Below are 23,801 nucleotides of genomic sequence, written 5' to 3'. Positions count from 1 at the left end.
CATTAGCCGTTGACGGCGTCCTTCAGACCCTTACCAGCAGTGAATTTCGGCGCCTTCGAGGCGGCAATATTGATCGTCGCGCCAGTACGAGGATTGCGGCCTTCCTTGGCTGCGCGTTCGCTTACCGAAAACGTCCCGAATCCGACCAGTCGGACTTCATCCCCACTCTTCAGTGCTTCGGTGATGGAATTGAATGTCGCATACACTACTGTTTCCGCGACAGCCTTGGATAGACCGCTCAGTTCAGCGACCTTGCTCACCAGATCCTGCTTGTTCATGAGACCCCCATTCATGTGTCGTGGCCGTTCAAAGATGAGATGTCGAGGGAGGGGTATAGGCTTGATGCCAGATATGTTACCCGTCCCCCCATCTGCGACGGGCAACACTGTGTCGACTTTTCCACGACAATACAACCGTCTACGCCATGCTCCATAAGGGTTTCCCACAGAAAAACAACGGGTCAGACCCTTCGTTCATAGCCAGGGTGTCTTCCTTGCGGGGATTTTAAATCATTCGGTTCCCAAATGACGGACGCCTCGCTCCGACTGCTATCCCGGCAATCTGACCCGCCGCAATACCAGAGTCAGAGCTGCGCCGGTCAGGGTGACGCCTGCCAGCAGAGGAGCGGCGGCGCTCCATCCCCACCATGCCACGGCGGCTCCGACGACGACAGGTCCGGTCACTTGACCAATATTGCTGCCCTGCATGATCAGTCCCAGGGTTACGGGCACCAGCCGTGAGTCGGGCGCGTAAGGTGGCGCGCCACCCAGCACGCAGCCGGGTAGTAATCCGCCAACGGCGGAAAACACCAGGCATAGCGCGTAGGCGAGCGGCACCGGAGTCGCGGGGGAGAAAATACCAATGGCGGAGGCGGCGATGGTGATATTGGCCAGGATGATCGGAACCCAGCGTGGGACGCCCCAACGCAGGAGCGGTCCGGTGGCGAGATTGCCCACGATGTTTGCCGCCGCCACCGCAGCCGTCATCATGCCAGCCTGCCCCGGAGTTACCCCCATTCGTTCGATCAGCAGAGTCGGGAGGAAACCGGTAAGGGCGATATAGGCCGTAGTGTAGCAGGCGAAAATTACGGCCAGAAGAACCGGTCCCGGAGATGAAACAGTTCGAAGCAGATCGTGCCAAAGTCGAGAGGGGGATGAGCCGCCGTGCCCTGTGGAGGCGGGTAGTCGTATCCAGGCCAATAGGGCGTAGCAGGCCAGAAACGCAGCCATTCCCAGCCACAATCCGCGCCAGCCGATTAACGGTAATAGCGGAGCCGCCATCATTGATACCGCCATGCCGAACGGCATGAAGCAGGCCCATAGGCCAAAAGCGGTGTGGCGATCTTGGGGGCTGGTTGCAACAGTGATCAGGGCTGGAGCCGCGATCACGACCACGGTCAGGCCGATTCCTTCTGCCACTCGACTGGCAAGCAGGAATCCCTGGCTGGGGGCCAGTCCCCCGGCAAGGCTGCCGAAAGCGATCAGGGCAAGGCCGGCGGGCAAAAGTCGCCGTGGCCCTAGCCTCGTAACAACGCTGCCCATCGCGCCGCCCGCGATGGCCCCCATCAGAGCCAGCATCGACAATATCCACGATGCAGCCGAAAGATCGAGCCCTAACTCTGCCCGTATGAAAGGAAGAGCAATCGGGGCCTTGCCGACTTGGAAGGCGGCGGCCACGCCGGCACCGACCGCCAGCAAAACTGCGGGCCAGTCGGTCCGAACAGGGGGCGTCATCACAGTACGTCCATCAAGAGTTAATTGCTGTCTGATCAAGAATTCCGGAACGCTGTTATTCAGCGTATACGGCTTTTCCATTTTTCCAGCTGTACATCACATAACTCGGAGCGACGATATCGCCCTTGGCATCGAATCCAATCCGACCGAGAACGGTGTCGAAGCTATTCGACTTCAAGGTAGCCGCGACTTTCTTTGTATCTGTTGTGCCAGCTTTCTCTACCGCTTGAGCCCATGCTTGGATAGATCCGTAAGTATAAAGTGTGTACGCTTCGGGTTCGTAATTATGGTCACGGAAGAATTTTACCAGTTCGGCATTGTCAGGGTTCTTGCGCGGGTCGGGGCTGAAGGTCATCAGGGTGCCTTCTCCGACGGGGCCGGTGATGGCCCAATATTCCTCGGTGACCAGGGCATCGCCACCCATCAGAATGGTCTTTAGCCCCTGGTCGCGCATCTGACGGACGATCATTCCACCTTCAGTGTAGTAGCCGCCAAGGAAGAGCAGGTCTACTTTTTCGGCTTTAAGCCGGGTGACGAGAGCGGAAAAATCCTTGTCGCCGACTGAAATCGCTTCGTACATCACTTCCTTGATACCCACTCGGTGAAGTTCGTCCCGAGTGCGGTCGGCCAGTCCCTTGCCGTAGGCTGAACGGTCGTGAATGATGGCGACGGTTTTGCCCTTTTGGGTGCGGGCAATGTATTCGGCGGCGGTTCGGCCCTGCTGATCGTCACGGCCGCAGGTGCGGAAAATGTAGGGCAGACCCCGCTCGGTGTAGACGGGGCTGGTGGTTCCTGGTGAGATTTCCAGGATGCCGGTTTCAGCATAGACATCCGAGGCCGGAATCGACGAACCGGAGCAGAAGTGACCGGCAACGAACGGAACATTTTTTGAGGCCATCTCGTTGGCGACCGCGACCGCCTGCTTCGGTTCACAGGAATCGTCACCGTAAATCGCGATAAGCTTTTGGCCGAGTACTCCACCCTTGGCGTTGATGTCTGCGACCACTTTTTCTGCACCACGCCGAAATTGTTCGCCAAAAGCGGCCTTGGGTCCGGTCATCGGAGCCGCTACGCCGATGGTGATATCTGCGCGTGCTGGAGCCGAAGCGGCCAAAAAAGTCAGAACAATCGCCGCAGTGGAGAAATATGACCTTTGCATTAGTTATGCTCCTGTCTATCTGGCCGTCATCGAAAAGCCACTTTAGCAGGGGTTTTCCGCTTCTCCATGCCGGAAATAGGGTCATCTCTCTCGGTCCGGCCAAGTCGGTGAGGGTGCTTGGCGATTGTCTTTTACTAAAGTGCTAATGACGATAGGATGTATGGGTGGGCTTTTGAGTGTGCCCTGTCGTACCGCTCTGATCCGCAGGTTGCTGGAGACCGTCCATGCCGATGCGCGACGCCTCGATCAACGCCCGTCTGGTTATCGGTTTCGTCCTGGTTCTGCTTATGACCGTGGCGATCGGGGCATTCGCCATCCTGCGCATCAATCAATTATCTAAGCTTACAGAGCAGCTATACGACCATCCATTCATCGTCAGCACCGAAGCGCTGCAAGCCAGGATCGCATTTGCAAGGATTGAGCGATCTCTTGCGGATCTGATCTATAACACTCGTCCTGAGCAGCAAGAAGAAACTGTTCGTAAAATTGCGGGCCTGGACGCCGATATCTTCCGCCGAGTGAGCCTGATCCGCGAGCGTTATCTCGGTCCACCCGCCGACGTGGTTCGGATCGAGCGCGCGTTGGCGGAGTGGCGGGGGTATCGCGACCTGATCCTGGATCTGTCGCGTGCGCGAAAATTAGACCAGATAGAAAACAGCCTGAACGGTCCTGGCCGTGAATATGCCCAATCCGTCGAACGAGAGATCGACGTCGTTATCTATTTTGCGCTCAACCGTGCGCGCGCGTTCGAAGCTCAGTCTCGCCGCGAGAGAGGCGATGTCATCATCCATCTAACCGTTTTGCTGGCTATTCTGGTTCTGCTGGGGGCGGTGCTGTCAGTACTGATTACTCGCGGGATTGTTCGTCCGCTCGATTCGCTTCGCCACGCGATGCTTAATCTCGCCGATGGTAAACTCGACACGCCGATTCCCAACACAATCGGAGCCAGCGAAGTGCGGGCCATGGCGGTCGCAGTCAGTGGCTTCAAAGAATCGTTACAGCGTTTGAGTGCCCAAAGCTGGGTCAAGAGTCGGTTGGCAGAGTTGACCGCCGTAATGCAGCGGGCGGAAACCCCCAGGGACTTTGCGGAATCTCTGATTCGTGTCCTGGTGCCACTGGTCGGCGGGGGAGCCGGTTTGTTTCATGTCCGACAGGAAGAAGGCGGCCGCTTCTTACCTCTTGGCGGCTATGGAATTGGAGAAAAAGCCGCTTCATTTGCCACAATCCGCCAGGGCGAGGGGTTGGTTGGTCAGTGCGCCCGGCAACGTATGTCGATCATATTGACTGACATCCCCGAGGATTATTGCCATATCGCTTCGGGATTGGGCGGGGCCAAGCCGCGGACGATTCAGCTTGTGCCGGTCTTTGCTCGGGGCGAGGTGTTTGCGGTGATCGAAATCGCTTCCTTTTCACCGTTCACGGCAGCAGAGCAATCGTTGATCGATGCGGTCGTTCCGGTTGCCGCTCTGACCCTCGAAGTTCTAGAGCGTAATATCTCTACCAAGGAATTGTTGGAGGAGACTCGTCAGCAGGCAGAAGAGTTGCGCGCCTCGCAGGAAGAATTGCAGATTCAAAGCGAGGAGCTTGCTTCTATCAATGAAGAGCTGAAGATAAAGTCTGATCATTTGATTAATCAGGCCGAGACCTTGCGCAGTTCAGAGACGGAATTGCAGGCGGCCAACGAGGCACTGATCGAGAAGGGGCGGGCGCTGGAGGTTGCTCGACGGGAATCCGAACATCGGGCCGGAGAACTGGGCGAAGCCAGCCGGTACAAGTCTGAATTTCTCGCCAACATGTCACATGAATTGCGCACCCCCCTCAATAGTCTGCTGATCCTTTCGCGGGGGCTGGCTGACAACGAGAAAGGCAATCTCAGCAGCGATCAGATCGAATCCGCCCGGATCATCCATGAGAGTGGAAGCCATTTGCTCGATTTGATTAACGACATTCTCGATTTGTCGAAGGTTGAGGCGGGCAAGATGGATGTGTGCGAGGACGAGGTTCATCCCGTTGAGATTGCCTCAGCCATTCGCCGTTGCTTTGCCTCGATGGTCGATGAAAAGGGGCTGGGGCTGACGGTCGAAATTGATCCGGATTTACCGGATTCGTTTTATGCCGATGGAGGCAAAATTGAACAAATCATCACAAATCTAGTAAGTAATGCGATCAAGTTCACCCATCAGGGTGGGGTCTGTGTACGTCTGCACCGACTGGCTCCTGAGTTGGATGATCGTAATGATAGCAATGATCGGATTGCAATTGAGGTGTCCGACACCGGAATCGGGGTGCCCGCCGACAAACTGGAGGATATCTTCCATGCATTCGAACAGGCCGATGGCACGACCAGCCGTCAGTATGGAGGGACTGGTCTAGGCCTTAGCATCTGCCGACGTCTGGCTGAATTGATCGGGGCAACCATTCACGTTGAAAGTGTCGAAGGGCAGGGCAGCACCTTTACCCTCAATATGCCGCTGATAGCGATGCCAAAGGCAGCATCGCCGTCAATCGTTGCGACAGAAGACCCCCTGACTCCTCCCGCCATTCCCGACGATCGTGATGCGCTGGAGGCAGGAGATCAGGTGATTCTCGTCATTGAGGATGACGATTCTGTTTCGCTCGTCCTGTGCGATCTGGCCCGTAGCCGTGGGTTCAAATGCGTTCGTTCCGGCGATGGGATCGAAGGTCTTGGCTTGGCCCGACGGTTGCTTCCGACCGGAATCCTTCTTGATATTGGCTTGCCCGGTCTGGATGGGTGGTCGGTGATGACGGCGTTGAAGCACGATTCGCTCACCCGAGCGATTCCTGTTCATTTCATCTCCGCGAACAACGATCACGTGCGCGGCCTGCGGATGGGGGCTGCCGGTTTCCTGACCAAACCGGTTGACCGTGATCGGCTAAATGAGGTGTTCGACCGTTTGAGCCACCTCCCCGCTGAAGCGAAGCGGCGGGTATTGATCGTTGATGATGATTCCGTCTCCAGTGGGGCCACCGCGAGTCTGGTCCAGGATGGCACCGTCGAAATCCGGGAAGCCTCGACGGGGGCGGCCGCGCTGGACCTGCTTCGTACCGAGCAATTCGATTGCTTAGTCCTCGATTTGATTTTGCCCGATATCAGCGGGTTCGATCTTCTTGACCGCGCCCGCGCTGATGGCCTGCGGCTGCCTCCGGTCGTAATCCATTCCGCTAAGGATCTGAGCTATGACGAGACGCTGCGGCTGCGCGACTATACCGACAGCATCGTCATCAAGAGCGCCCGTTCGCCCGAACGGCTGCTTGATGAAGTTACCCTGTTCCTGCACAGCGTTCGTGCCGTGCCGCCAATAGAGCAGCCCCCACGACGCGAAGAGGATCTGGCTGGACGTAAAATCCTGTTGGTTGACGACGATATGCGCAATGCCTTCGCACTGTCCAAGACCTTGCGCAATCGTGGGTTATCTGTGCTGGTCGCCGAGGACGGGATCAAGGCCGTGGCTCATGTCGATCTCCATCCCGATCTGGATATGGTGTTGATGGACATCATGATGCCGGGAATGGATGGCTATACCGCCATCGCCGAGATCCGCCGTCGGCCGGGTCGGGCTGGTTTACCGATCCTGGCGCTGACGGCCAAGGCGATGCCGGGTGATCGTGAACGGTGTCTTGCGGCGGGAGCCAACGATCATGTGCCAAAACCGATCGACATCGACCGGCTTCTCGAACTGATCCGTCATTGGTTACGTCCGCGCGAGGATGAGGGCACATGACCCCGGAAGAGGTGCAGGATATAGAAATCGGCCTATTCCTTGAGGCGTTGCAACAACGCCACGGATATGATTTCCGCCATTACGCCCGACCGTCAATGCGACGGCGGTTATTGGCCTTTGCAAGTTCGTTGGGCCATTCCTCTCTGTCCGAGTTGATTCCTCGTCTGCTGCATGACAATGACTTTCTGCCGCAAATTTTGACCAGCCTGTCAGTGCCGGTGACCTCAATGTTTCGTGATCCCGAGGTTTTCCTGGCGCTCCGCCGCACGGTCCTGCCGGTTCTGGAGAGCTATCCGCGTATTTCGATCTGGCAGGCCGGATGCGCTACTGGCGAGGAAGCCTATTCCTTGGCGATCCTGCTGAAGGAAGAAGGGTTGCTGCCAAAAACTCAGATCTTCGCCACCGATATCAACGACGGCGCCCTGGCCAGAGCCGAGGAGGGGATCTATTCCGCTAAAACGGTGTTGTCGGCCTGCTCCGTCGGGTATCGCGCGGCCGGTGGAACTGGAGCTTTGGAAGATCATCTTCACTTTGCCTATGGCTATGCCAAATTCAATGATGAATTGCGTTCGAAAATCGTCTTCGCTCACCATAATTTAGTCGCCGATGGCGTGTTCTGCGAGGTCCACATGGTGGTCTGCCGCAACGTCCTGATCTATTTCGACCGCGTTTTACAGCAACAGGTTCTGTCGCTGTTCTCCGATGCCCTGATCCGTGGGGGGTTCCTGTGCCTGGGAACACGGGAAACCCTGGAATCCTCCGAATCCACGGCCCGCTTTCGGACGGTGAACGAGAGGTGCCGCATCTTCAGGAAAGCGGAGGCGCACCAATGATTTCGTCTGAAAGCGATCTCGTCTTGCCACGATCCAAGTTGCTGATCGTCGACGATCAGCCTAGCAATTTGGCTGCGCTGAGAAATCTGCTTATGAAAGTCGATGTCGAAGTGATGACGGCAAGTTCGGGTAACGAGGCTCTGAAACTCTGCCTGAATCACGATTTCGCTCTGGTGTTACTTGATGTGCAGATGCCTGAAATCGACGGTTATGAAGTCGCCGAACTGATGCGGGGCGAGGAGCAAACCTGCGATATTCCAATTATCTTCCTGACTGCCGTCTACCGTGACGACGTGCATCGCCGCCGAGGCTACGGTGTCGGCGCGGTCGATTACATCGAGAAACCAATCGACGAAATGGTGTTGCTGTCGAAGGTAAGGGTGTTTATCGAGCTACATCGCTCTCATGCCGAATCGAAGCGGTTGCTAGGCCTACTGACCGAGGCCAACCGGAGCCTAAGTCTTGAAGTCGATGCCCGCCGTCGCAGCGAAGCCGATAACGTCCGCCTTGCCGGAACCATTTTCGATTCATCCGCCGAAGCCATCATGGTGTGCGATTCTCTGTCGCGGGTGATCGCGGTTAACCCCGCTTTTTGTCTGATCACTGGTTTTTCTTCGGCAGAGATCGAGGGACGCAACCCGCGAGTAATGGGGTCCGGCCGCCAGAATCGCGAATTTTATACTGCGATGTGGATTGAATTAGAAAAGGATGGAAAATGGCAGGGAGAGCTGTGGAACCGGCGTAAGAATGGGGAGGTCTATCCGGTCTGGCTGTCGATCGTGTTGATTCGTGGTGAGGGGGGCGCGATCGACAAATATGTCGGGATCTTCTCCGACATTACCGAGCGGAAGAAAGCCGAGCGCGAATTGATGGAAAGCCGCCTCGTCGCCGAAGAAGCTAACCGTGCTAAATCTCACTTTCTCGCCAATGTCAGTCATGAATTTCGCACGCCACTTAACGCAATCCTGGGGTTTTCAGAATTGCTGATGATTGAAGGTGAAACAAACGGATTTGTCTCCCGTCATCGCGAATATGCTGCCAGCATTCATGATAGCGGGCAACATTTGCTCGAACTGGTCAACGATCTACTTGATTTGTCGAAGATCGAAGCGGGCAAGTGGGTGTTGCATCCCGGTCTGTTCGCCGTCGCTCCGTTAGTTCACGAGTGCGCGCGTCTGCTTCAGGCCGATGCGGAAACTGTTGGAATCCGGATAGGCATTAAGACGGAACGGGCTCCACCCGCTCTATTCGCCGACAAGCGTGCGGTGCGGCAAAGCCTTATCAACCTTTTGTCGAATGCAGTTAAATTTACGCCGGCTGGAGGCGTGGTCACCGTGGAGGTGGACGCCGATGGTCCGATGACGGTGATCCGGGTTAGCGATACCGGTATTGGGATTGATGCGACGGATGTTCCCCGCCTCATGCGTCCATTCGAGCAAGCTGATTCAAGCCAGGCGCGTCCCAGCAAAGGCGGAGGACTTGGTTTGGCGGTTGTACGTTCTCTGGTCGATTTACACAGAGGGTGGATGAGAATCGAAAGCGTCGTGGGAAAGGGAACTACCGTTACGATAGCGTTTCCAACCGCTTGGGCGGAATATACATAACTCTCCCTTCAGGTCGGACCCTACCCGGTCGGGGTGGGAAAACGCGAGACATCGTTATAGTCATAGACTATATAAAGATGATCGCAGACCGTGAACGGAGTTGTTCGGCATGCCCAGGACTCGTCTGATCGCCGCACTGTTCGGCCTTGTTTTCACCTTTTTCTCCGCTTCGGCGATGGCTGCCGAGGTGCGGGTGTTCGCCGCTGCCTCGCTGACCAATGCCTTGAATGATATCGGTGAGCTTTATACCGCTCGAACCGGTGACAAGATGGTGGCGTCCTATGCCGCGTCTTCGGCATTGGCCCGCCAGATCGAGCAGGGCGCTCCGGCCGATGTTTTCGTTTCCGCCGACCTGAAGTGGATGAACTACATGGTCGAACACAAACTGGTCGATCCGGAAACCCGCTTCAATCTTCTCGGCAATCTGCTGGTTCTGATCGCCCCGGCTAATTCGGCCCAGGATAAGATTGATTTGACCGCGAAAACCAATATCGCCGCTCTGGCCGGTGAAGGGCGGATTGCGACGGGGAACCCGGATTCAGTTCCGGTTGGACTCTATTTCAAACAGGCGATGGAGCGGGCCGGGCAGTGGGCCGCCGTTGCTCCCAAGGTTGCCGGTGCCGACAGCGTTCGCGCCGCCCTGTCTCTGGTCGAACGTGGGGAGGTCCCTCTGGGCGTGGTCTATGCCACTGACGCCGCAGTCAGCGCGAAGGTCAAAGTCGTTGGTGTGTTCCCAGAAAGCATGCACGACCCGATCGTCTATCCTTTCGCTCTGGTCGCGGGTAAGGATTCTGCGGCGGCGCGGTCTTTCCTCGACTTCGTTCGTAGTCCTGAGGCAAAGGGGGTGTTCACCCGCTACGGCTTTAAGGTCAACTAGCCCAGGGCAGGGGTCGGCACGATGTGGTTTACTCTGACCCCGCTTGAGCGCGAGGCCCTGTCGCTGTCTCTGCTGGTTTCCGGCTGGGCAGTGGTGGGGTCTCTGCCGTTCGGCATCTTCTCCGCCTGGGTTCTGGCTCGGCGCGATTTTCCCGGCAAGTCGCTGTTCGATGGGCTGATACATTTGCCCCTGGTCTTGCCGCCGGTGGTTGTCGGCTATGCCCTGTTGGTTCTGCTAGGGCGCAAGGGTGTCGTGGGGGCGTGGCTGTACGACTGGTTCGGGATAACGCTGGCCTTTACCTGGAAGGGGGCTGCGATCGCATCGGCGGTGGTAGCGTTTCCCCTGATGGTTCGGGCAATCCGGCTGGCGCTCGAAGGTGTTGATCGCGGATTGGAGCAGGCAGCCAGGACACTGGGCTGTGGTCCGATTCGAACCTTCTTTTCCGTCACCATGCCGCTGGCGATGCCTGGTGTGCTGGCTGGAGTGATTTTAGCCTTCGCCCGCTCGCTGTCCGAATTTGGCGCTACTATCACCTTTGTTTCGAACATTCCTGGCGAAACCCGGACGCTTCCGATTGCTCTATACGCTCTGACTCAGGTGCCGGGGAGCGACGAGCCGGCGCTTCGGTTGTGTATCATCTCGGTCGTCGTGGCTTTTGCCGCATTGCTGGCTTCGGAAATCCTCGCCCATCGAATGCGGGTCAGGATGGAAGGGTGAGCGCGATGCTGGAGATTGACGTTACCCGTCGCCAGGGAGACTTTACCCTGGAGATTGCGTTTACCGCCGGGTCTGGGGTTACCGCTCTGTTCGGCCAGTCCGGTTCAGGCAAAACCTCTCTGATCAATATGGTCGCTGGATTGTCACAGCCCGACCGGGGGCGGATCGCAGTTGATGGCAAGGTGCTGTTCGATAGTGGCCGTGGTGTGAACCTGCCGCCCGAATCCCGCCGCCTGGGCTACGTCTTTCAGGAACACCGGCTGTTTCCGCATCTTTCAGTGCACGATAATCTGTGCTTCGGGATGAAGCGATTGCCGCCTGCGGAGCGCAGGATTTCCGTCGATCATGTCGTGTCTGTACTGGGGATTGGCCCCTTGCTCGATCGCCGCCCGACCGGACTGTCTGGCGGCGAGAAGCAGCGCGTCGCGATCGGCCGCGCGCTGTTGGCCTCTCCCCGCATCCTGCTGATGGACGAACCTCTGGCCTCGCTTGACGGCGGGCGCAAGAACGAGTTGCTCCCCTTCATCGCGGGACTATCGCGCCAGTTCGATATTCCAATCGTCTATGTCAGTCACTCGATGGAAGAGGTTCTGCGGCTGGCCGATACTCTGGCTCTGATCGATGCGGGGCGATTGGCCGCAATCGGTTCTGTCGAGGATTTACTTTCCTCGCCCAATTATGCGGCCCTAACCGGCCATGGTGAGGCCGGATCTGTCATTGCCGCTACTCTGACCGGCGAAGAATCGGCGTTTGGCATCAGTACCCTGGCTTTTCCCGGTGGTGAATTGAAGGTTAGCCAGATCGCTTCGCCGTCTGGAACTCTGGTGCGCGTTCGTATCCATGCCCAAGATGTCGCTATTGCGCTGGCACCACCTGTCGGTCTCAGTGTCCGCAATCAATTATCGGCCGTCGTTCGTTCGGTGACGCCGCTCGACTTTTATCTGGTTGACGTCATCCTTGATTGTGGCGGTTGTGCCCTGTGGTCACGGATTACCGCCGAGGCTCAGTCTGAACTTTCGCTCCGGCCGGGTATGTCGGTAACCGCTCTGATTAAGTCACTCACTATTGCTCGTGGCGACGTTGCCGACCGTCCGTTCGGTCTGGTGGACACGCTGCCCGGATGATTACGCTTTTGCGAATCGGCTGCGTGGGGCAGGTAGGGCGCGGGCGGGGCGGGAAAGATCTTTCATCAGACCTGGACCGTTGATAAGGCTGTAGCCTCCCATTACGGTTCCGGTGACAAGGGCACGGCGGCGGAGTCCCCAGGCATAAACCCCGAGTCCCGCCGCATCGGCCTTTTGATGCAGTCCTGCCAGGGCGTCGAGGAGGGTGTCGTCGTCGGCTTGGCCAGTGACGAACAACTCGTCGAGATCGACGCCAATAGCGCTGGCGTGGCAATCCGCGGCGCGGGCGGCACGGGGCTGGTCGATAGAAACCCGGATCATCACTTCGCGGCAGAGCGGACGCAGAGCTTGAATCGTGTCGTTCAGATCTCGGGTGGCAAGATCGTCGGGCATGCCGAACAACTCGAAGATAATTCGACCGCCGCGCTGACCTTCAATCAAGTCGGCAAGCGGGGCCAACAACGATAGTCGGCGCGCAGAGCTGACCGAAGCCCAATGTAGCGGCAGGATCAATGCGGCGCGTGGTATCGGGGTGTCGGCCGCGCACAATTCCCGCACGGCATTGGTAATGATGGTGCGGTCAAGAGCCAGTGCGGTATCGCCCCCCTCCGATGGATAAGCACGGCTGCCGTCGCGAGGCGTCTGCCCCGGCTGATCGACGCGGCTGATTCGTGCCTGGTAGGCACCCAGGGTTTCGGTTGAACCCATCCAGGTCGGCCGCCAAGTTAGCGTCAAGACGGCATCGGCAGGCATCGGTGGAGCTGAATCCGGGTGGCCTTCTGGGAGTCTCCGGGCGGTCTCCAGTGGCTTCCAGTCCGGCTCGGTCTTGGTGCGTTTCTTCTCTGTCTCCAGCGGTTTCCACTCGGGTTCAGTCTGGGGTCGCGGAGCCGCTGTTCGCATCGCTTTCCAGCGCGGATCGACCGGTTCGCCATCGCGATACTCGGTGTGGCCCGCCCATGCTGTTTCGGCCGTCCGATCCACCGCCTCGCCATTATCGCCCGACTGGCCAGGCATGAGCGAGCGTCTGATTCCGCCATTGAGGTCGGTTACCAGATTCGGTTCACGTCGAGTGCCTTCTTTCGCGGTCTCATGGGCAATCTCGGCTCGCGTTGCGTCGATCGCACTGGCGAGAGCTGACGGGTTCAATCGTCCATCGGGGCCAATCGCGTCGGCCAGATCAAGTTCAGCGGCAAGAGCCAGCGGTTGATCTCCGGCAATGAACTGGTTACCGAGCAACCGGGTTCCCAATTCCTGGGCAATCAGGATCGAGCGTCGTCGTCCCTCGGCATGAGGCACGGTACGAAAGAGCAGGACGAAGAAATCCTGGCCCTGGCGGCCGCTGACATTGCCGGCACCAAGATGTTGGGCGATTACACCTTCGGCGATCAGCATCACTTTTTCCGAAAGCCGTGCCCATTTATCACCGACCGCCTCTCGAAACTGGACCAGGGAGATAATCTGGAGCTTTACCTGGAAGCGCCCAGCATCCTCGGTCAGCATTTCTTCGAGAGTCAGTGAGAAGGTGTCTTCGACCAGACGGTCGTCGAACGGTTCGGCAGACGTGGCTGTCTGCTCCGCTTCGTTCTCCTCACGGGTGGTCAGACGGCGGCCAATCGCGGCCAGAGGCCGCGTCAATCGGTTCAGCAGTCCTTTGGCAGTTTGTTTCGCGTTCATCTTGGCGTTGCGTTCGTAGGGCTACTCAACCGAGATTGTCACGGTAATGTCGGCTAAGTTCGGTGTAATTGGCTGCCGAGATCGGGAAATGAGCCCGATCCTGCTCGGTCAATGGACGCAGCAGGCGGGCCGGATTGCCGCCCCATAACTCACCTGTCCTGATCCGCTTGCCCGGTGTTACTACTGCACCCGCAGCAATCATCGCCTCACGTTCCACGACCACGCCGTCGAGCAAGACCGCCCCCATCCCGATGAAGCAGCAATCTTCCAGAGTACAACCATGAAGCACTGCTGCATGGCCGATCGTGATGTCAGAGCCGATATTGGTGCCGAAAGTCCGGCGGGTGACGTGAATCACGGTACCGTCTTGAATGTTGGTCCGCGCCCCAATGCGGATTTCATTGACGTCGCCGCGCAGGATGCAGCCGAACCAGATGCTTGATTCGGCTCCAATCGTCACATCGCCTATTACTGTGGCGTTGGGTGCGATAAACGCGGTTGCGTCGATCTCGGGCAATCTGCCCTGCCAGGGAAGGATCAAACCGCTCATGTTTCGCCTCAGGGGAACAGGGGTTGCAGATCAAGACCCATGGTCTCGGGCAGTCCGAACATCAGGTTCATGTTTTGGAGAGCTTGACCGGATGCTCCCTTGACCAGATTGTCGATTGCCGAGACAAGGATTGCACGGCCGGGAACGCGGTCGGCAAATACTCCGATCAGACACAGATTCGAACCGCGCACATTGCGGGTGGCCGGCACTCCTCCATCGGGCAGCACCCGCACGAACGGTTCGTCCCGATAAATCTCGGACAGAGCTGAGCGCAGCGCTGCGGCATCGACGCCAGCAGCGGGGCGGACATGGATCGTCGATAGCATCCCCCGGTTCATCGGCATCAGGTGCGGGGTGAAGCTGACATCGACCGTCCGTCCAGCGGCATCGGACAAGCCCTGTTCGATCTCGGGGGCGTGGCGGTGGCCTGCGATGCCATAGGGGTGGATACCCTCGGCGACCTCAGTATAAAGATTAGCTTCCTTGGCGGCGCGGCCTGCTCCCGACACGCCAGACATTGCGTCGATGATAATGTCGTCGGCCTTGATCAACCCGGCCCGCAACAGCGGAATCAGCGGCAATTGCGCCGAGGTCGGATAGCATCCGGGATTGGCGACCAGCCGAGCCTTGCGGATTTCCGGGCGAGCCAGCTCAGTCAGACCATAAACTGCGGTTTTCTGAAGCTCTGGCGCTTGATGCGGATGACCGTACCAGCGTGCATAGGTCTCGACGTCACGCAGCCGGAAATCGGCCGACAGATCGCAGACCTTGACCGAAGCGGGCAGGGTGGAGATCACGTCCTGGGTAGTGCCGTGAGGCAAGCAGCAGAACACTGCGTCGATCCCCGAGAAGTCAACCTGATCGATCGATACCAGATCGGGGAGGGTCAGGGCGGCAAAATGCGGGAAGACGTGCGCCATCGCCTGACCGGCTTTGCGATCAGCTGTCAACGCTGTAACGCGAAAGGCGGGGTGTCCGGCCAAAAAGCGCAACAATTCGGCACCGGTATAGCCGCTGGCTCCCAGGATCGCCGTCTTGATTTCGTCCATCTCGTTCCCCAATCATATAACGTCCGGTTCGGCTATTCGGTACGAACCGGCCTGGACGATACCAGCCGCTGTCACAGCCGACAACCCGCCCATATGGGGCTGCTTGCCGGGGGCAGCCTTAGGGGAGCACATCCTCTGTTGGCGTAAATGCCTTAGGCGGTTGTTCTTAGGCCGTGGCAGAATTAACGTGCCGTGTCCCGCCGGATCTTACAATGCTAGATGTCCGCACCCTGCTTGTGCCTCTTGTCCTTACCGCGATTTTCTCCGCTGGAGCACTCTGTCTGGTGAACAGGCAGAACCTGCCCGTTCCGGGCGTTGCCCGCTGGGCGATCGGCAACGCAATCGGTGCGGTCGGGATGTTTTTTTCTGCCGCGCGTGAAGTCTTGCCGGATTTCCTGGGCGTCGTCGCTTCCAACTCTTTGATCGTGTTGGCGCTGGTGTTTCTGCTCACCGGGTTCCAGCAATTCGTGGGAAGACCGAGCAGTTTGCGCCCAGGTCTTGTATTGACTGTTATTGTTGCTGTTGCTCTATCCTATTTCGTTTATATTGACCCATCAATTTCAGCGCGCGTAATGATAATGTCGGCGATATCGTCTATTTTTTCTGCGATTTCAGCTTGGTTTCTGTTGCGTCCAGGCCCGTCGCCCATTCTTGTTCGTCGAATATGTGGTATGGTAAATCTTAGCCTTTCTTTTTTCTATGCGATACGTTTTTATGTGTCTTCAGGGGAAACCATTACAGATTTCTTCTCGGGAGCTACATTTATTGTCGGCGTTCATTTGTTCGGATTTATCCATATTCTGATTAACACCTTTGCCCAGTTGATTCTGATCTCGGAATGGCTCAATGCCGACCTGAAACGGCAGGCCAGCGCCGATCCGCTGACAGGGGCTTTGAATCGGCGGTCTTTCGGTCTGGCCGCATGTAAATCCCTTGCCCATGCAGAACGCTCAAACGAGCCTCTCACTGTGCTGCTGTTCGACCTCGATCATTTCAAGCGGGCCAATGACACGCGTGGACACGCCTTCGGCGACGAATTGCTGTGCCGCTTTGCCGCCTTGGCTCAGTCATCGCTGCGGACCGAGGACAGCTTTTGCCGCTTTGGTGGCGAGGAATTTGTTGCCCTGCTGCCCAATACAGATGCCAAAGAGGCTGTGGTTGTGGCCGACCGGTTACGTCGTACCTATGCACAGGACGAATCCGCGCGTTGTGTGAACGGGACGGTTAGTATTGGAATTGCCTCTTTTATCAAAGGCGATTCTCTGGATTCGTTAATGCGGCGGGCCGATTCTGCTCTCTATCAAGCGAAGGCGGCTGGACGCGATTGCTGTATCCTGGCCCCGAACGATGCGGGGATTGCCTTTGTTCCCGCACGGGAGGTAGTGTCTCCAGCATGAGTTCTACAACCGATCCACGCTCGATCCCCTATGGCGTCGGTTTGCCCGCGCCCTTCGCGTGCCGTCCCGAGCAGACGCGCGGGCGGCTCTATGATGAGGCGGACAGCCCAACCCGCTCGCCATTCCAACGCGACCGCGACCGAATCATCCATTCTGCCGCCTTCCGCCGCCTGCAATACAAGACCCAGGTTTTCGTCTATCATGAGGGCGAAAACTACCGTACCCGGCTGACCCACTCTCTTGAAGTGTCGCAGATTGCCCGGTCTGTCAGCCGGATGCTGGGGCTGAACGAAGATCTGGCCGAGGCGCTGGCCCTGGCGCACGATCTCGGTCACACCCCGTTCGGCCATGCCGGCGAGGATGCCCTGGAAGAGGTTCTTCATGAATTCGGTGGTTTTGACCACAATGCCCAATCGCTGCGGATCGTCACGCGACTGGAGCGCCGCTACATCTCTTTCGATGGGCTGAACCTGACCTGGGAGACGCTGGAGGGGTTGGTCAAACATAATGGCCCACTGACCGGCCCCCTAGCCCAAGGCAAGGAGCGGCCGCTACCACGCGCCATTGCCGAATACGCCGAACTGCACGATCTCGGTCTCGACAGCTATGCCAGTGCCGAAGCTCAGGTTGCGTCGCTGGCCGACGATATCGCCTACAATAACCATGATCTTGACGATGGATTGCGAGCCGGTTTGTTCTCGATCCGCGATCTGGATGACCTGCCTCTGGTTGGTCCGCTGTTCCATCAGGTTCGCGCCGATTTCCCCGACGCCGAACCGTCGCTGTACATCCACGAGGTGGTGCGGCGGATGATTGGAATTATGATTCTCGATCTGACCGAGGAGACACGCCGCCGCATTGCCGAGTTTCGGCCTGCTTGCGCCGACGACGTTCGCCATCTTGGGCGTCCGCTGGTGGCATTTTCGGAAGAGATGCGCGCTAACGATGCCGCCCTACGCGGCTTTCTGTTCACCCATATGTATCGGCATTTCAGTGTCAACCGGATGACCAGCAAAGGGCGGCGGGTAGTCAAGGAACTGTTCCGCCTGATGTGGGCCGAGCCGGAATGCCTGCCCCCGGAATGGCATCGCCTGACCGATGGCGAGGGAACCCCCCGGACCGCACGCGTTGTAGGCGATTATATCGCCGGAATGACCGACCTTTTCGCTCTCGATGAGCATCGGCGGATGTTCGACCTCCAGGAAAAGCCTTAAAAGAGCGCCATATCAGGCCCTGAACGCTTCTTCATCCCCCTCGCGAAGTGACGGGGATGGACAGGACCGGGCGGTGGTGGCACGATCCTGGCCCCCAACCTTTCCCAGCGAAATCGACACCATGAATCTGTTCCGGTACTTTCACGACGAAATCGTTGCTGCTCTCGACCGTTTGACCGCTGCCGGCGCGTTGCCGTCCGGCCTCGATACCAGCCGCGTCACGGCCGAGCCGCCGCGCGAGACGTCGCATGGCGATGTTGCCACCAATGCGGCGATGGTTCTGGCCAAGCCCGCTGGGGTTAAGCCGCGAGATCTGGCTGAGAAGCTGGCCGCCGAACTGCGCGTCCATCCGGCAGTGATGGCGGCCGAGATCGCCGGTCCCGGTTTCATCAATCTGCGTCTGTCCGACGATTTCTGGGCCGAGCGGCTGGGTGACGTTCTGCGCGAGGGAATCGGCTACGGCGAATCCGACATCGGCCATTCGCTCCGCGTCAATGTCGAATATGTTTCGGCCAATCCGACCGGCCCGATGCATGTTGGCCATGCCCGTGGCGCTGTGGTCGGTGATGCTCTGGCTTCGCTGTTAAGCAAGGCCGGTCACGACGTTGCCCGCGAATATTATATTAACGATGCCGGGTCGCAGGTCGATGTGCTAGCGCGTTCGGTTCACCTGCGTTACCGCGAGGCACTGGGCGAGGATATCGGCGCAATCCCAGAAGGTCTGTATCCTGGCGAGTATTTGAAGGCCTCGGGCGAGGAATTGGCCCGGCTGTATGGCCCTCGTTTCCAGACCGCGCCCGAGTCGGAGTGGCTTCCGCTGTTCCGCGATTTTGCCGTCAATGCAATGATGGGAATGATCAAGAGCGATTTGGCTGCTCTGGGTGTCCGTCACGACGTTTTCATCTCGGAACGCGGTCTGGTTGATGCGGGCAAGGTTACGGCGGCTGAACAGTTCCTGACCGGAAAGGAACTGATCTACGAAGGCGTGCTTGAGCCGCCGAAGGGTAAATTGCCCGACGATTGGGAGCCCCGTCCTCAGACTCTGTTCCGTGCCACTCAATTCGGCGATGATGTTGACCGTCCGCTGAAGAAGTCTGACGGGTCCTGGACCTATTTTGCGTCTGACATCGCTTATCACCTCGACAAATACCGTCGTGGCTTCAACGTCATGATCGACGTCTGGGGAGCCGACCACGGCGGCTACGTCAAGCGGATGCAGGCGGCTGTTGCGGCGATGACCGGCGGTCATGGCGCTCTGGACGTCAAGTTGTGCCAGATGGTCAATCTCCTCAAGGGCGGCGAGCCCTATAAGATGAGCAAGCGGGCAGGGACCTTCGTCACACTGCGTGATTTGGTCGATGCTGTGGGGCGCGACGTTGTTCGCTTCATCATGCTGACTCGCAAGAACGACGCTCATCTCGATTTCGATCTCGATAAGGTGCTGGAACAAAGCCGCGATAACCCGGTGTTCTATGTTCAGTACGCTCACGCCCGCTGTTACTCGGTGATGCGCCATGCTTCCGAGATGTGGCCCGAGATTGATCCGCTTACGCTGGTTCCGGAACCCGGTGTTTTGCGGCGCTTGACCGACCCGGCCGAGCTTGCTTTGATCAGGCTGCTTGCGGGATGGCCCCGCGTGGTGGAAAGCGCCGCCGAAGCGCACGAGCCGCATAGGATCGCGTTCTACCTTTACGATCTTGCCGCCGCGTTCCACGGTCTGTGGAATAAGGGCAAGGATGATTCCCGGTTGCGCTTCCTGATTGAGGCCGACCGCGAGCTTTCCGTGGCCCGGCTTGGATTGTTGCGGGCGGTGACTCTGGTGATTGCCTCGGGTCTCGGCATCATCGGTGTTGAGCCCATGGAGGAAATGCGCTGACATGGTCTTGCGTCCCAGCGACGATTACGATCGCGACATTCTGGACATCATCCCGGAACGTTACGACGCCGATGCCGATTCTCACGAAGCCCGCGCAGGTCATCGCCTGCGCGGGATCGTCACGATTGTGGCGGCTGTGGTGGCGGTTGGTGCGATCGTCGCGGTCGGGCTGCACTTTATCGGTGGGCGCAAGGGAGCGGGGGACGGCGTTCCGGTAATCAAGGCCGAAGACCGTCCGTTCAAAATGCGTCCTGACGATCGTGGTGGAATGCAGGTTCCCAACCAGGACAAGCTGGTCTACGAGCGGATGGAATCTGGTTCGGAAACCGATGGACGGGTCGAGCGGCTGTTACCGCCGCCCGAAAGCCCCAAGGCGCCCCCTCGTCCTTCGGCAGTTCCAACTGAAACTCTGACCTTGCCGCAGGCTCCAGTCGCTAATTCTCAACCCATTGCTCAGGCAATTCCTTCGGTAGCTCCTCCGGTTCAGGCTGTTGCTCCAGCAGCGGCTCCCGTGGCAATAGCACCAGCACCGACATCGCCGCTTCCTGCGACCTCGGCACTGGCCCCGCCGCCGCCAGCCTCGTCTTATCAGCCGGTTCAGACCCGCGCCGCTCCGGCCGTTCCTGCCGCACCTGTTGCCGCTGCCCCCGCGCCTGTCGCCAAGGCACCGCCGCCCGTGCCTGCCTCGAAGCCTCAGGTCATTACTCCGGCACAGGTTGCCAATGTCGTTCCGGCTCCCGCCCCTGTCCGTCGTACTGGCGGGGGAGATTTCGTCGTCCAGCTGGGGGCTGTTCGCGCTGCCGATCTTGCCGATAAGGAATGGGCGCGCATTCAAAAAACCTATGCCGATCTTCTTGGGGGGCTGAAGTCGGACATCGTTCGTGTTGAACTGGAAGGCAAGGGCGTGTATTGGCGCATCCGAGCTGGTGGTCTCGACGAACAATCCGCCCGCCAGATATGTGCAGACCTTACCCGTCGTAACCAGGGGTGTATCGTTGCCCGAAAATAGACAGCCCCCGGCTTCCTTGATTCTCGGTTGTGCCGGACTGGCGATCACCGAGGCTGAACGCCGCCTCTTCGCCGCGACCAATCCGTTGGGATTTATCCTGTTTGGTCGCAATATTGACACGCCGGATCAGGTTCGTGCGCTGGTCGAGTCGTTGCGCGATTCGGTCGGTCGTGCCGACGCACCGGTCCTGATCGATCAGGAAGGGGGGCGGGTGCAACGGCTAAAGCCCCCCCATTGGCGCAAGGCGCCACCGGGCGCGCCGTTTGCCGCGCTGGCGGAAAGCGACATCGTTGCAGCGAAAGAAGCGTTGCGACTCAATTTCCGTCTGATCGGCCGCGAATTGGCCGATCTCGGCATTGATGTCGATTGCGCCCCGGTGCTCGATGTGCCCGTTCTGGGGGCTCATGATGTGATCGGCGATCGTGCTTATGGCACCGATCCGGCGATGGTGGCCGATCTGGCCCGCGAGGTGGCGGACGGATTGCTGGACGAGGGAGTGCTGCCAGTCGTCAAGCACATTCCCGGTCATGGTCGGGCCACCGTCGATAGCCATGTCGATCTGCCGGTCGTTGATGAGTCGGCCGAGAGTTTGGAAGCTAACGATTTCATCCCATTCCGCGCTTTATCCGATGCGCCTTGGGGGATGACGGCTCATGTTGTTTATACCGCATTCGATCGCGATCGCCCGGCGACGACCTCGCCTATCGTGATCGGCGAAGTCATTCGTCGCCGTCTGGGCTTTGATGGTGTCCTCTTATCGGACGATCTGTCGATGAAGGCGTTAGGTGGGCGGTTCGAGGATCGCTCCGACGACAGTCTCGATGCGGGGTGTGACATTGTTCTTCACTGTAATGGCGTGATGAGCGAGATGCAGGCGGTGGCCAGCGTGGCCCGACCGCTGACTGACCGGGCGTTGGAGCGACTGGCGCGGGCAGAGGCCCGTCGGCGGACACCGAAGCCGTTCGACACAGCCCTTGCCGCACATCGGATTGAAGCTCTTCTGGCACGAGCCGCCCAATGAACGATGTTCTGTCGGGGATCGCCGTCTGGGCTTTGCCGGTGATCCTGGCGGTAACATTGCACGAGGCTGCGCACGGCTACGCCGCTCGGGCTATGGGCGACGACACCGCCGAACGTATGGGGCGGATTTCGCTCAACCCGTTGCGCCACGTTGATCCTTTTGGAACGGTGATCCTTCCCGCGTTTCTTGTGATCGTCGGAGGAATCATGTTCGGCTGGGCCAAGCCGGTGCCAATCGATTTTTCCCGGTTGCGGCCATTGCGGCTGGGAATGATCGTTGTCGCCGCCGCTGGTCCTGCTGCCAATATTCTGTTGGCGGCCCTGGCGGTGGTCGGATTTTGGATGATCCCGTTCGTGCCAGATCCAGCCCAGGTCTGGCTGTTTGAAAATCTTAAAAATGCAATTTATATCAATCTCTTGCTGGCCGTCTTCAATATGCTTCCGATCCCGCCGCTTGATGGTGGGCGGGTGCTGACCGGATTGCTCCCATGGCCGCTTGCGGTGCAATTGGCGCGATTGGAGCGGTTTGGTATCCTCCTGGTGCTTGGCTTTCTGTTCCTGTTGCCGATGCTGGGTAATGCTGTGGGGATTGATCTCGATCTACTCGGGTGGCTGGTTGACGGCCCGGTTCGGGCGATTGCCAAGGGATTGCTGGGGGTTCTGGGGCCGGAGGGGTGACGTCGGATGGAGTCATTCGCCGTCGAAGAGGAGGTCGATGCAGAGCGCCCCGTGGCAGAGCGCTTGCTACTCGATATCGATGGCTGGGAAGGCCCGCTTGATCTTCTTCTTCAGTTGGCGCGCGAGCAAAAAGTCGATATCAGCCGGATGTCGATTCTAAAGCTTGCTGATCAGTACCTTGATTTCATTCATAATATCCGTAAAAACCAGCTTGATCTGGCTGCGGAATATCTGGTTATGGCGGCTTGGCTGGCCTATCTGAAATCGCGGCTTCTGCTTCCCGAGCCTGACCCCGATCCCGGCGATGAATCAAGTCCTGAAGAACAGGCCGAGGCACTGTCTTTTCGCCTGCGTCGTCTTAAAGCGATGCAGGATGCAGGGGAGCTTTTGTTCGCCGGTCCACGGTTAGGGCGTGATGTTTTCGGTCCCGGTGCGGCCGAAGGAATCGTGGTGGTTGACCGCCCGGTTTTCGACCTCGGTTTTTACGATTTTCTTAAAGTGTATGCCGACTATCTTACCCGGCGTTCGGTGACGGTGCTGACGGTTGAAGCGGCCGATCTGTGGTCGGTCGAACATGCGCTGGCTCGGCTCGAAGCGATGCTGGGGATCGGGGCTTTGCCCGACTGGTCGGTTCTGATGGCCTATCTGCCACCGCTTGAGGGGGATGCGCTGAAGATGAAATCGGCGATGGCCTCGACTTTCGTCGCTGCGCTCGAACTGGCCCGGCAGGGGCGGTTGTGCCTCCGTCAGGATGGCCCTGCCTATTCGCCGATCTATGTCCGCGCCGGGCAACGCCAGGACAGCGACGAGACCGAAGAAAATTATGACTGATCCGGATCTTTTGCGGCTCGTCGAAGCGGTAATTTTTGCGTCGGGAGAACCGGTCAGCGAACGCACACTTGCCGCCTATCTTCCTGACGGAGCCAATCTCCTCCTTCTTCTTAACGAGTTGGAAGGGCTGTATGCTGGGCGCGGTATCTCACTGGTACGGCGCGGGCAGGGGTGGGCGTTTCGTACTGCCGCTGATCTGGCCGGGCGCTTGCAGATCGAGCGGTCGCAAGAGCGTAAGCTGTCGCGCGCCACAGTCGAGACCTTGGCGATCATCGCTTATCACCAGCCGGTGACCCGCGCAGAAATCGAGGAAGTGCGGGGTGTTACGCTGTCGAAGGGGACGCTGGACATCCTGTTCTCTGCCGGATGGATCCGGCCGCGAGGGCGGCGGGCAACACCGGGGCGGCCGCTGACCTGGGGAACTACCGATACGTTTCTCGACCATTTTGGCCTGGAAACGATTTCCGATTTGCCGGGGATCAAGGATCTTGAGGCGGCCGGTCTCCTCGATCCCAACGCTACAGCCGGAGCTTATGGTAATCGGGCTTTTGGTGGCGGGGCATTGATCGACACTCTGCCCGAAATTAATGACGAGAGCGACGACGGGGTGGAGGTGTACGAAAGCGCACTTGATCCCAACGATCAGCCATGATTCTGTCCGCAGTTGAATCCTTACGCGTGCGTCCAATATGACGGCTTTGTTTGGTGAAGAG

At 58.5% G+C, this 23,801-nt stretch carries 20 protein-coding genes; 14 read left to right on the top strand and 6 right to left on the bottom strand.

The features are described from left to right. Positions 1-2 precede the first annotated feature (2 nt). The 3 genes from PHAMO_RS06605 to PHAMO_RS06595 form a co-directional block, all read right to left on the bottom strand. A complete protein-coding gene (locus PHAMO_RS06605; protein WP_162136950.1) occupies positions 3-293 on the bottom strand; it encodes an HU family DNA-binding protein in 291 nt (96 codons plus the stop codon). Between the two features lie 255 nt (positions 294-548). Continuing rightward, positions 549-1,733: an MFS transporter gene (locus tag PHAMO_RS06600; protein WP_040566340.1), complete on the bottom strand. Its 1,185-nt coding sequence runs from the start codon at positions 1,731-1,733 to the stop codon at positions 549-551. Between the two features lie 55 nt (positions 1,734-1,788). Continuing rightward, positions 1,789-2,892, bottom strand: a complete 1,104-nt coding sequence (locus PHAMO_RS06595; protein ID WP_002727645.1) for a branched-chain amino acid ABC transporter substrate-binding protein — start codon at positions 2,890-2,892, stop codon at positions 1,789-1,791. A 224-nt stretch (positions 2,893-3,116) separates the two neighbouring features. Here PHAMO_RS06595 and PHAMO_RS06590 point away from each other — a divergent pair, with 224 nt between their 5' ends. The 6 genes from PHAMO_RS06590 to modC all read left to right on the top strand — a co-directional run bounded on the left by PHAMO_RS06590 (position 3,117) and on the right by modC (position 11,790). Next, a complete protein-coding gene (locus PHAMO_RS06590; protein ID WP_002727644.1) occupies positions 3,117-6,635 on the top strand; it encodes a response regulator in 3,519 nt (1,172 codons plus the stop codon). After that, entirely contained in the window at positions 6,632-7,468 is an 837-nt protein-coding gene (locus tag PHAMO_RS06585; RefSeq protein ID WP_002727643.1) for a CheR family methyltransferase, read from the top strand. The genes PHAMO_RS06590 and PHAMO_RS06585 overlap by 4 nt, the downstream gene beginning before the upstream one ends. After that, on the top strand, positions 7,465-9,072 hold the full coding sequence (locus PHAMO_RS06580; protein ID WP_040566338.1) for a hybrid sensor histidine kinase/response regulator: 1,608 nt from the start codon (positions 7,465-7,467) through the stop codon (positions 9,070-9,072). Before PHAMO_RS06585 ends, PHAMO_RS06580 begins: the two co-directional genes overlap by 4 nt. 109 nt (positions 9,073-9,181) lie before the next feature. Beyond that, positions 9,182-9,949 carry a molybdate ABC transporter substrate-binding protein gene (gene modA / locus PHAMO_RS06575; protein WP_002727635.1) on the top strand — a complete coding sequence of 256 codons (768 nt, stop codon included), beginning with the start codon at positions 9,182-9,184 and terminating at the stop codon, positions 9,947-9,949. Positions 9,950-9,970: 21 nt separating this feature from the next. After that, the gene (modB, locus tag PHAMO_RS06570) at positions 9,971-10,666 is read left to right on the top strand and encodes a molybdate ABC transporter permease subunit (RefSeq protein WP_002727632.1); all 696 of its coding nucleotides are present in this window, start codon (positions 9,971-9,973) and stop codon (positions 10,664-10,666) included. 5 nt (positions 10,667-10,671) lie between these two features. Then, on the top strand, positions 10,672-11,790 hold the full coding sequence (gene modC, locus PHAMO_RS06565; RefSeq protein WP_040566336.1) for a molybdenum ABC transporter ATP-binding protein: 1,119 nt from the start codon (positions 10,672-10,674) through the stop codon (positions 11,788-11,790). On the opposite strand, the gene PHAMO_RS06560 is transcribed toward modC, so the two are convergent. The 3 genes from PHAMO_RS06560 to argC are packed head-to-tail and all read right to left on the bottom strand — an operon-like array spanning position 11,791 to position 15,063. Continuing rightward, positions 11,791-13,464: a hypothetical protein gene (locus PHAMO_RS06560; protein WP_002727629.1), complete on the bottom strand. Its 1,674-nt coding sequence runs from the start codon at positions 13,462-13,464 to the stop codon at positions 11,791-11,793. It abuts the gene before it with no gap. 25 nt (positions 13,465-13,489) lie between these two features. Then, complete coding sequence (locus PHAMO_RS06555; RefSeq protein WP_002727628.1) at positions 13,490-14,014, bottom strand: gamma carbonic anhydrase family protein; 525 nt, start codon at positions 14,012-14,014, stop codon at positions 13,490-13,492. 8 nt (positions 14,015-14,022) lie between these two features. Beyond that, positions 14,023-15,063 carry an N-acetyl-gamma-glutamyl-phosphate reductase gene (argC, locus tag PHAMO_RS06550; RefSeq protein WP_002727625.1) on the bottom strand — a complete coding sequence of 347 codons (1,041 nt, stop codon included), beginning with the start codon at positions 15,061-15,063 and terminating at the stop codon, positions 14,023-14,025. A gap of 212 nt (positions 15,064-15,275) precedes the next feature. Between argC and PHAMO_RS18390 the strand changes: the two genes are divergently transcribed. The 8 genes from PHAMO_RS18390 (at position 15,276) to scpB (ending at position 23,740) form a co-directional block, all read left to right on the top strand. Next, complete coding sequence (locus PHAMO_RS18390) at positions 15,276-16,460, top strand: GGDEF domain-containing protein (RefSeq protein ID WP_002727623.1); 1,185 nt, start codon at positions 15,276-15,278, stop codon at positions 16,458-16,460. Then, positions 16,457-17,674 (top strand): deoxyguanosinetriphosphate triphosphohydrolase, encoded by a 1,218-nt coding sequence (locus PHAMO_RS06540; RefSeq protein WP_002727621.1) that lies wholly within the window; start codon positions 16,457-16,459, stop codon positions 17,672-17,674. Before PHAMO_RS18390 ends, PHAMO_RS06540 begins: the two co-directional genes overlap by 4 nt. Positions 17,675-17,795: 121 nt before the next feature. Further along, positions 17,796-19,550, top strand: a complete 1,755-nt coding sequence (argS, locus tag PHAMO_RS06535) for an arginine--tRNA ligase (protein ID WP_040566334.1) — start codon at positions 17,796-17,798, stop codon at positions 19,548-19,550. Between the two features lies 1 nt (position 19,551). Next, complete coding sequence (locus PHAMO_RS06530; RefSeq protein ID WP_002727616.1) at positions 19,552-20,559, top strand: SPOR domain-containing protein; 1,008 nt, start codon at positions 19,552-19,554, stop codon at positions 20,557-20,559. Continuing rightward, a complete protein-coding gene (gene nagZ / locus PHAMO_RS06525) occupies positions 20,546-21,580 on the top strand; it encodes a beta-N-acetylhexosaminidase (RefSeq protein WP_002727615.1) in 1,035 nt (344 codons plus the stop codon). Before PHAMO_RS06530 ends, nagZ begins: the two co-directional genes overlap by 14 nt. Continuing rightward, positions 21,577-22,257: a site-2 protease family protein gene (locus tag PHAMO_RS06520; protein ID WP_002727614.1), complete on the top strand. Its 681-nt coding sequence runs from the start codon at positions 21,577-21,579 to the stop codon at positions 22,255-22,257. The genes nagZ and PHAMO_RS06520 overlap by 4 nt, the downstream gene beginning before the upstream one ends. 6 nt (positions 22,258-22,263) lie before the next feature. Continuing rightward, complete coding sequence (locus tag PHAMO_RS06515) at positions 22,264-23,088, top strand: segregation and condensation protein A (protein ID WP_002727613.1); 825 nt, start codon at positions 22,264-22,266, stop codon at positions 23,086-23,088. Beyond that, positions 23,081-23,740, top strand: a complete 660-nt coding sequence (scpB, locus tag PHAMO_RS06510) for an SMC-Scp complex subunit ScpB (RefSeq protein ID WP_002727612.1) — start codon at positions 23,081-23,083, stop codon at positions 23,738-23,740. Before PHAMO_RS06515 ends, scpB begins: the two co-directional genes overlap by 8 nt. Positions 23,741-23,801: the final 61 nt, after the last annotated feature.

It is taken from the genome of Magnetospirillum molischianum DSM 120, assembly GCF_000294655.1.
GTDB classification, from domain to species: domain Bacteria; phylum Pseudomonadota; class Alphaproteobacteria; order Rhodospirillales; family Magnetospirillaceae; genus Phaeospirillum; species Phaeospirillum molischianum.
Note: the sequence above shows the minus strand (reverse complement) of the source record. Positions and strands in the feature narration are given on the sequence as shown.

What these genes read in the sequence shown, in the direction of transcription:
- PHAMO_RS06605 (WP_162136950.1), bottom strand. Translation starts at nt 293, where the DNA reads ATGAATGGGGGTCTCATGAACAAGCAGGATCTGGTGAGCAAGGTCGCT.
- PHAMO_RS06600 (WP_040566340.1), bottom strand. Translation starts at nt 1,733, where the DNA reads ATGACGCCCCCTGTTCGGACCGACTGGCCCGCAGTTTTGCTGGCGGTC.
- PHAMO_RS06595 (WP_002727645.1), bottom strand. Translation starts at nt 2,892, where the DNA reads ATGCAAAGGTCATATTTCTCCACTGCGGCGATTGTTCTGACTTTTTTG.
- PHAMO_RS06590 (WP_002727644.1), top strand. Translation starts at nt 3,117, where the DNA reads ATGCCGATGCGCGACGCCTCGATCAACGCCCGTCTGGTTATCGGTTTC.
- PHAMO_RS06585 (WP_002727643.1), top strand. Translation starts at nt 6,632, where the DNA reads ATGACCCCGGAAGAGGTGCAGGATATAGAAATCGGCCTATTCCTTGAG.
- PHAMO_RS06580 (WP_040566338.1), top strand. Translation starts at nt 7,465, where the DNA reads ATGATTTCGTCTGAAAGCGATCTCGTCTTGCCACGATCCAAGTTGCTG.
- modA (WP_002727635.1), top strand. Translation starts at nt 9,182, where the DNA reads ATGCCCAGGACTCGTCTGATCGCCGCACTGTTCGGCCTTGTTTTCACC.
- modB (WP_002727632.1), top strand. Translation starts at nt 9,971, where the DNA reads ATGTGGTTTACTCTGACCCCGCTTGAGCGCGAGGCCCTGTCGCTGTCT.
- modC (WP_040566336.1), top strand. Translation starts at nt 10,672, where the DNA reads ATGCTGGAGATTGACGTTACCCGTCGCCAGGGAGACTTTACCCTGGAG.
- PHAMO_RS06560 (WP_002727629.1), bottom strand. Translation starts at nt 13,464, where the DNA reads ATGAACGCGAAACAAACTGCCAAAGGACTGCTGAACCGATTGACGCGG.
- PHAMO_RS06555 (WP_002727628.1), bottom strand. Translation starts at nt 14,014, where the DNA reads ATGAGCGGTTTGATCCTTCCCTGGCAGGGCAGATTGCCCGAGATCGAC.
- argC (WP_002727625.1), bottom strand. Translation starts at nt 15,063, where the DNA reads ATGGACGAAATCAAGACGGCGATCCTGGGAGCCAGCGGCTATACCGGT.
- PHAMO_RS18390 (WP_002727623.1), top strand. Translation starts at nt 15,276, where the DNA reads ATGCTAGATGTCCGCACCCTGCTTGTGCCTCTTGTCCTTACCGCGATT.
- PHAMO_RS06540 (WP_002727621.1), top strand. Translation starts at nt 16,457, where the DNA reads ATGAGTTCTACAACCGATCCACGCTCGATCCCCTATGGCGTCGGTTTG.
- argS (WP_040566334.1), top strand. Translation starts at nt 17,796, where the DNA reads ATGAATCTGTTCCGGTACTTTCACGACGAAATCGTTGCTGCTCTCGAC.
- PHAMO_RS06530 (WP_002727616.1), top strand. Translation starts at nt 19,552, where the DNA reads ATGGTCTTGCGTCCCAGCGACGATTACGATCGCGACATTCTGGACATC.
- PHAMO_RS06520 (WP_002727614.1), top strand. Translation starts at nt 21,577, where the DNA reads ATGAACGATGTTCTGTCGGGGATCGCCGTCTGGGCTTTGCCGGTGATC.
- PHAMO_RS06515 (WP_002727613.1), top strand. Translation starts at nt 22,264, where the DNA reads ATGGAGTCATTCGCCGTCGAAGAGGAGGTCGATGCAGAGCGCCCCGTG.
- scpB (WP_002727612.1), top strand. Translation starts at nt 23,081, where the DNA reads ATGACTGATCCGGATCTTTTGCGGCTCGTCGAAGCGGTAATTTTTGCG.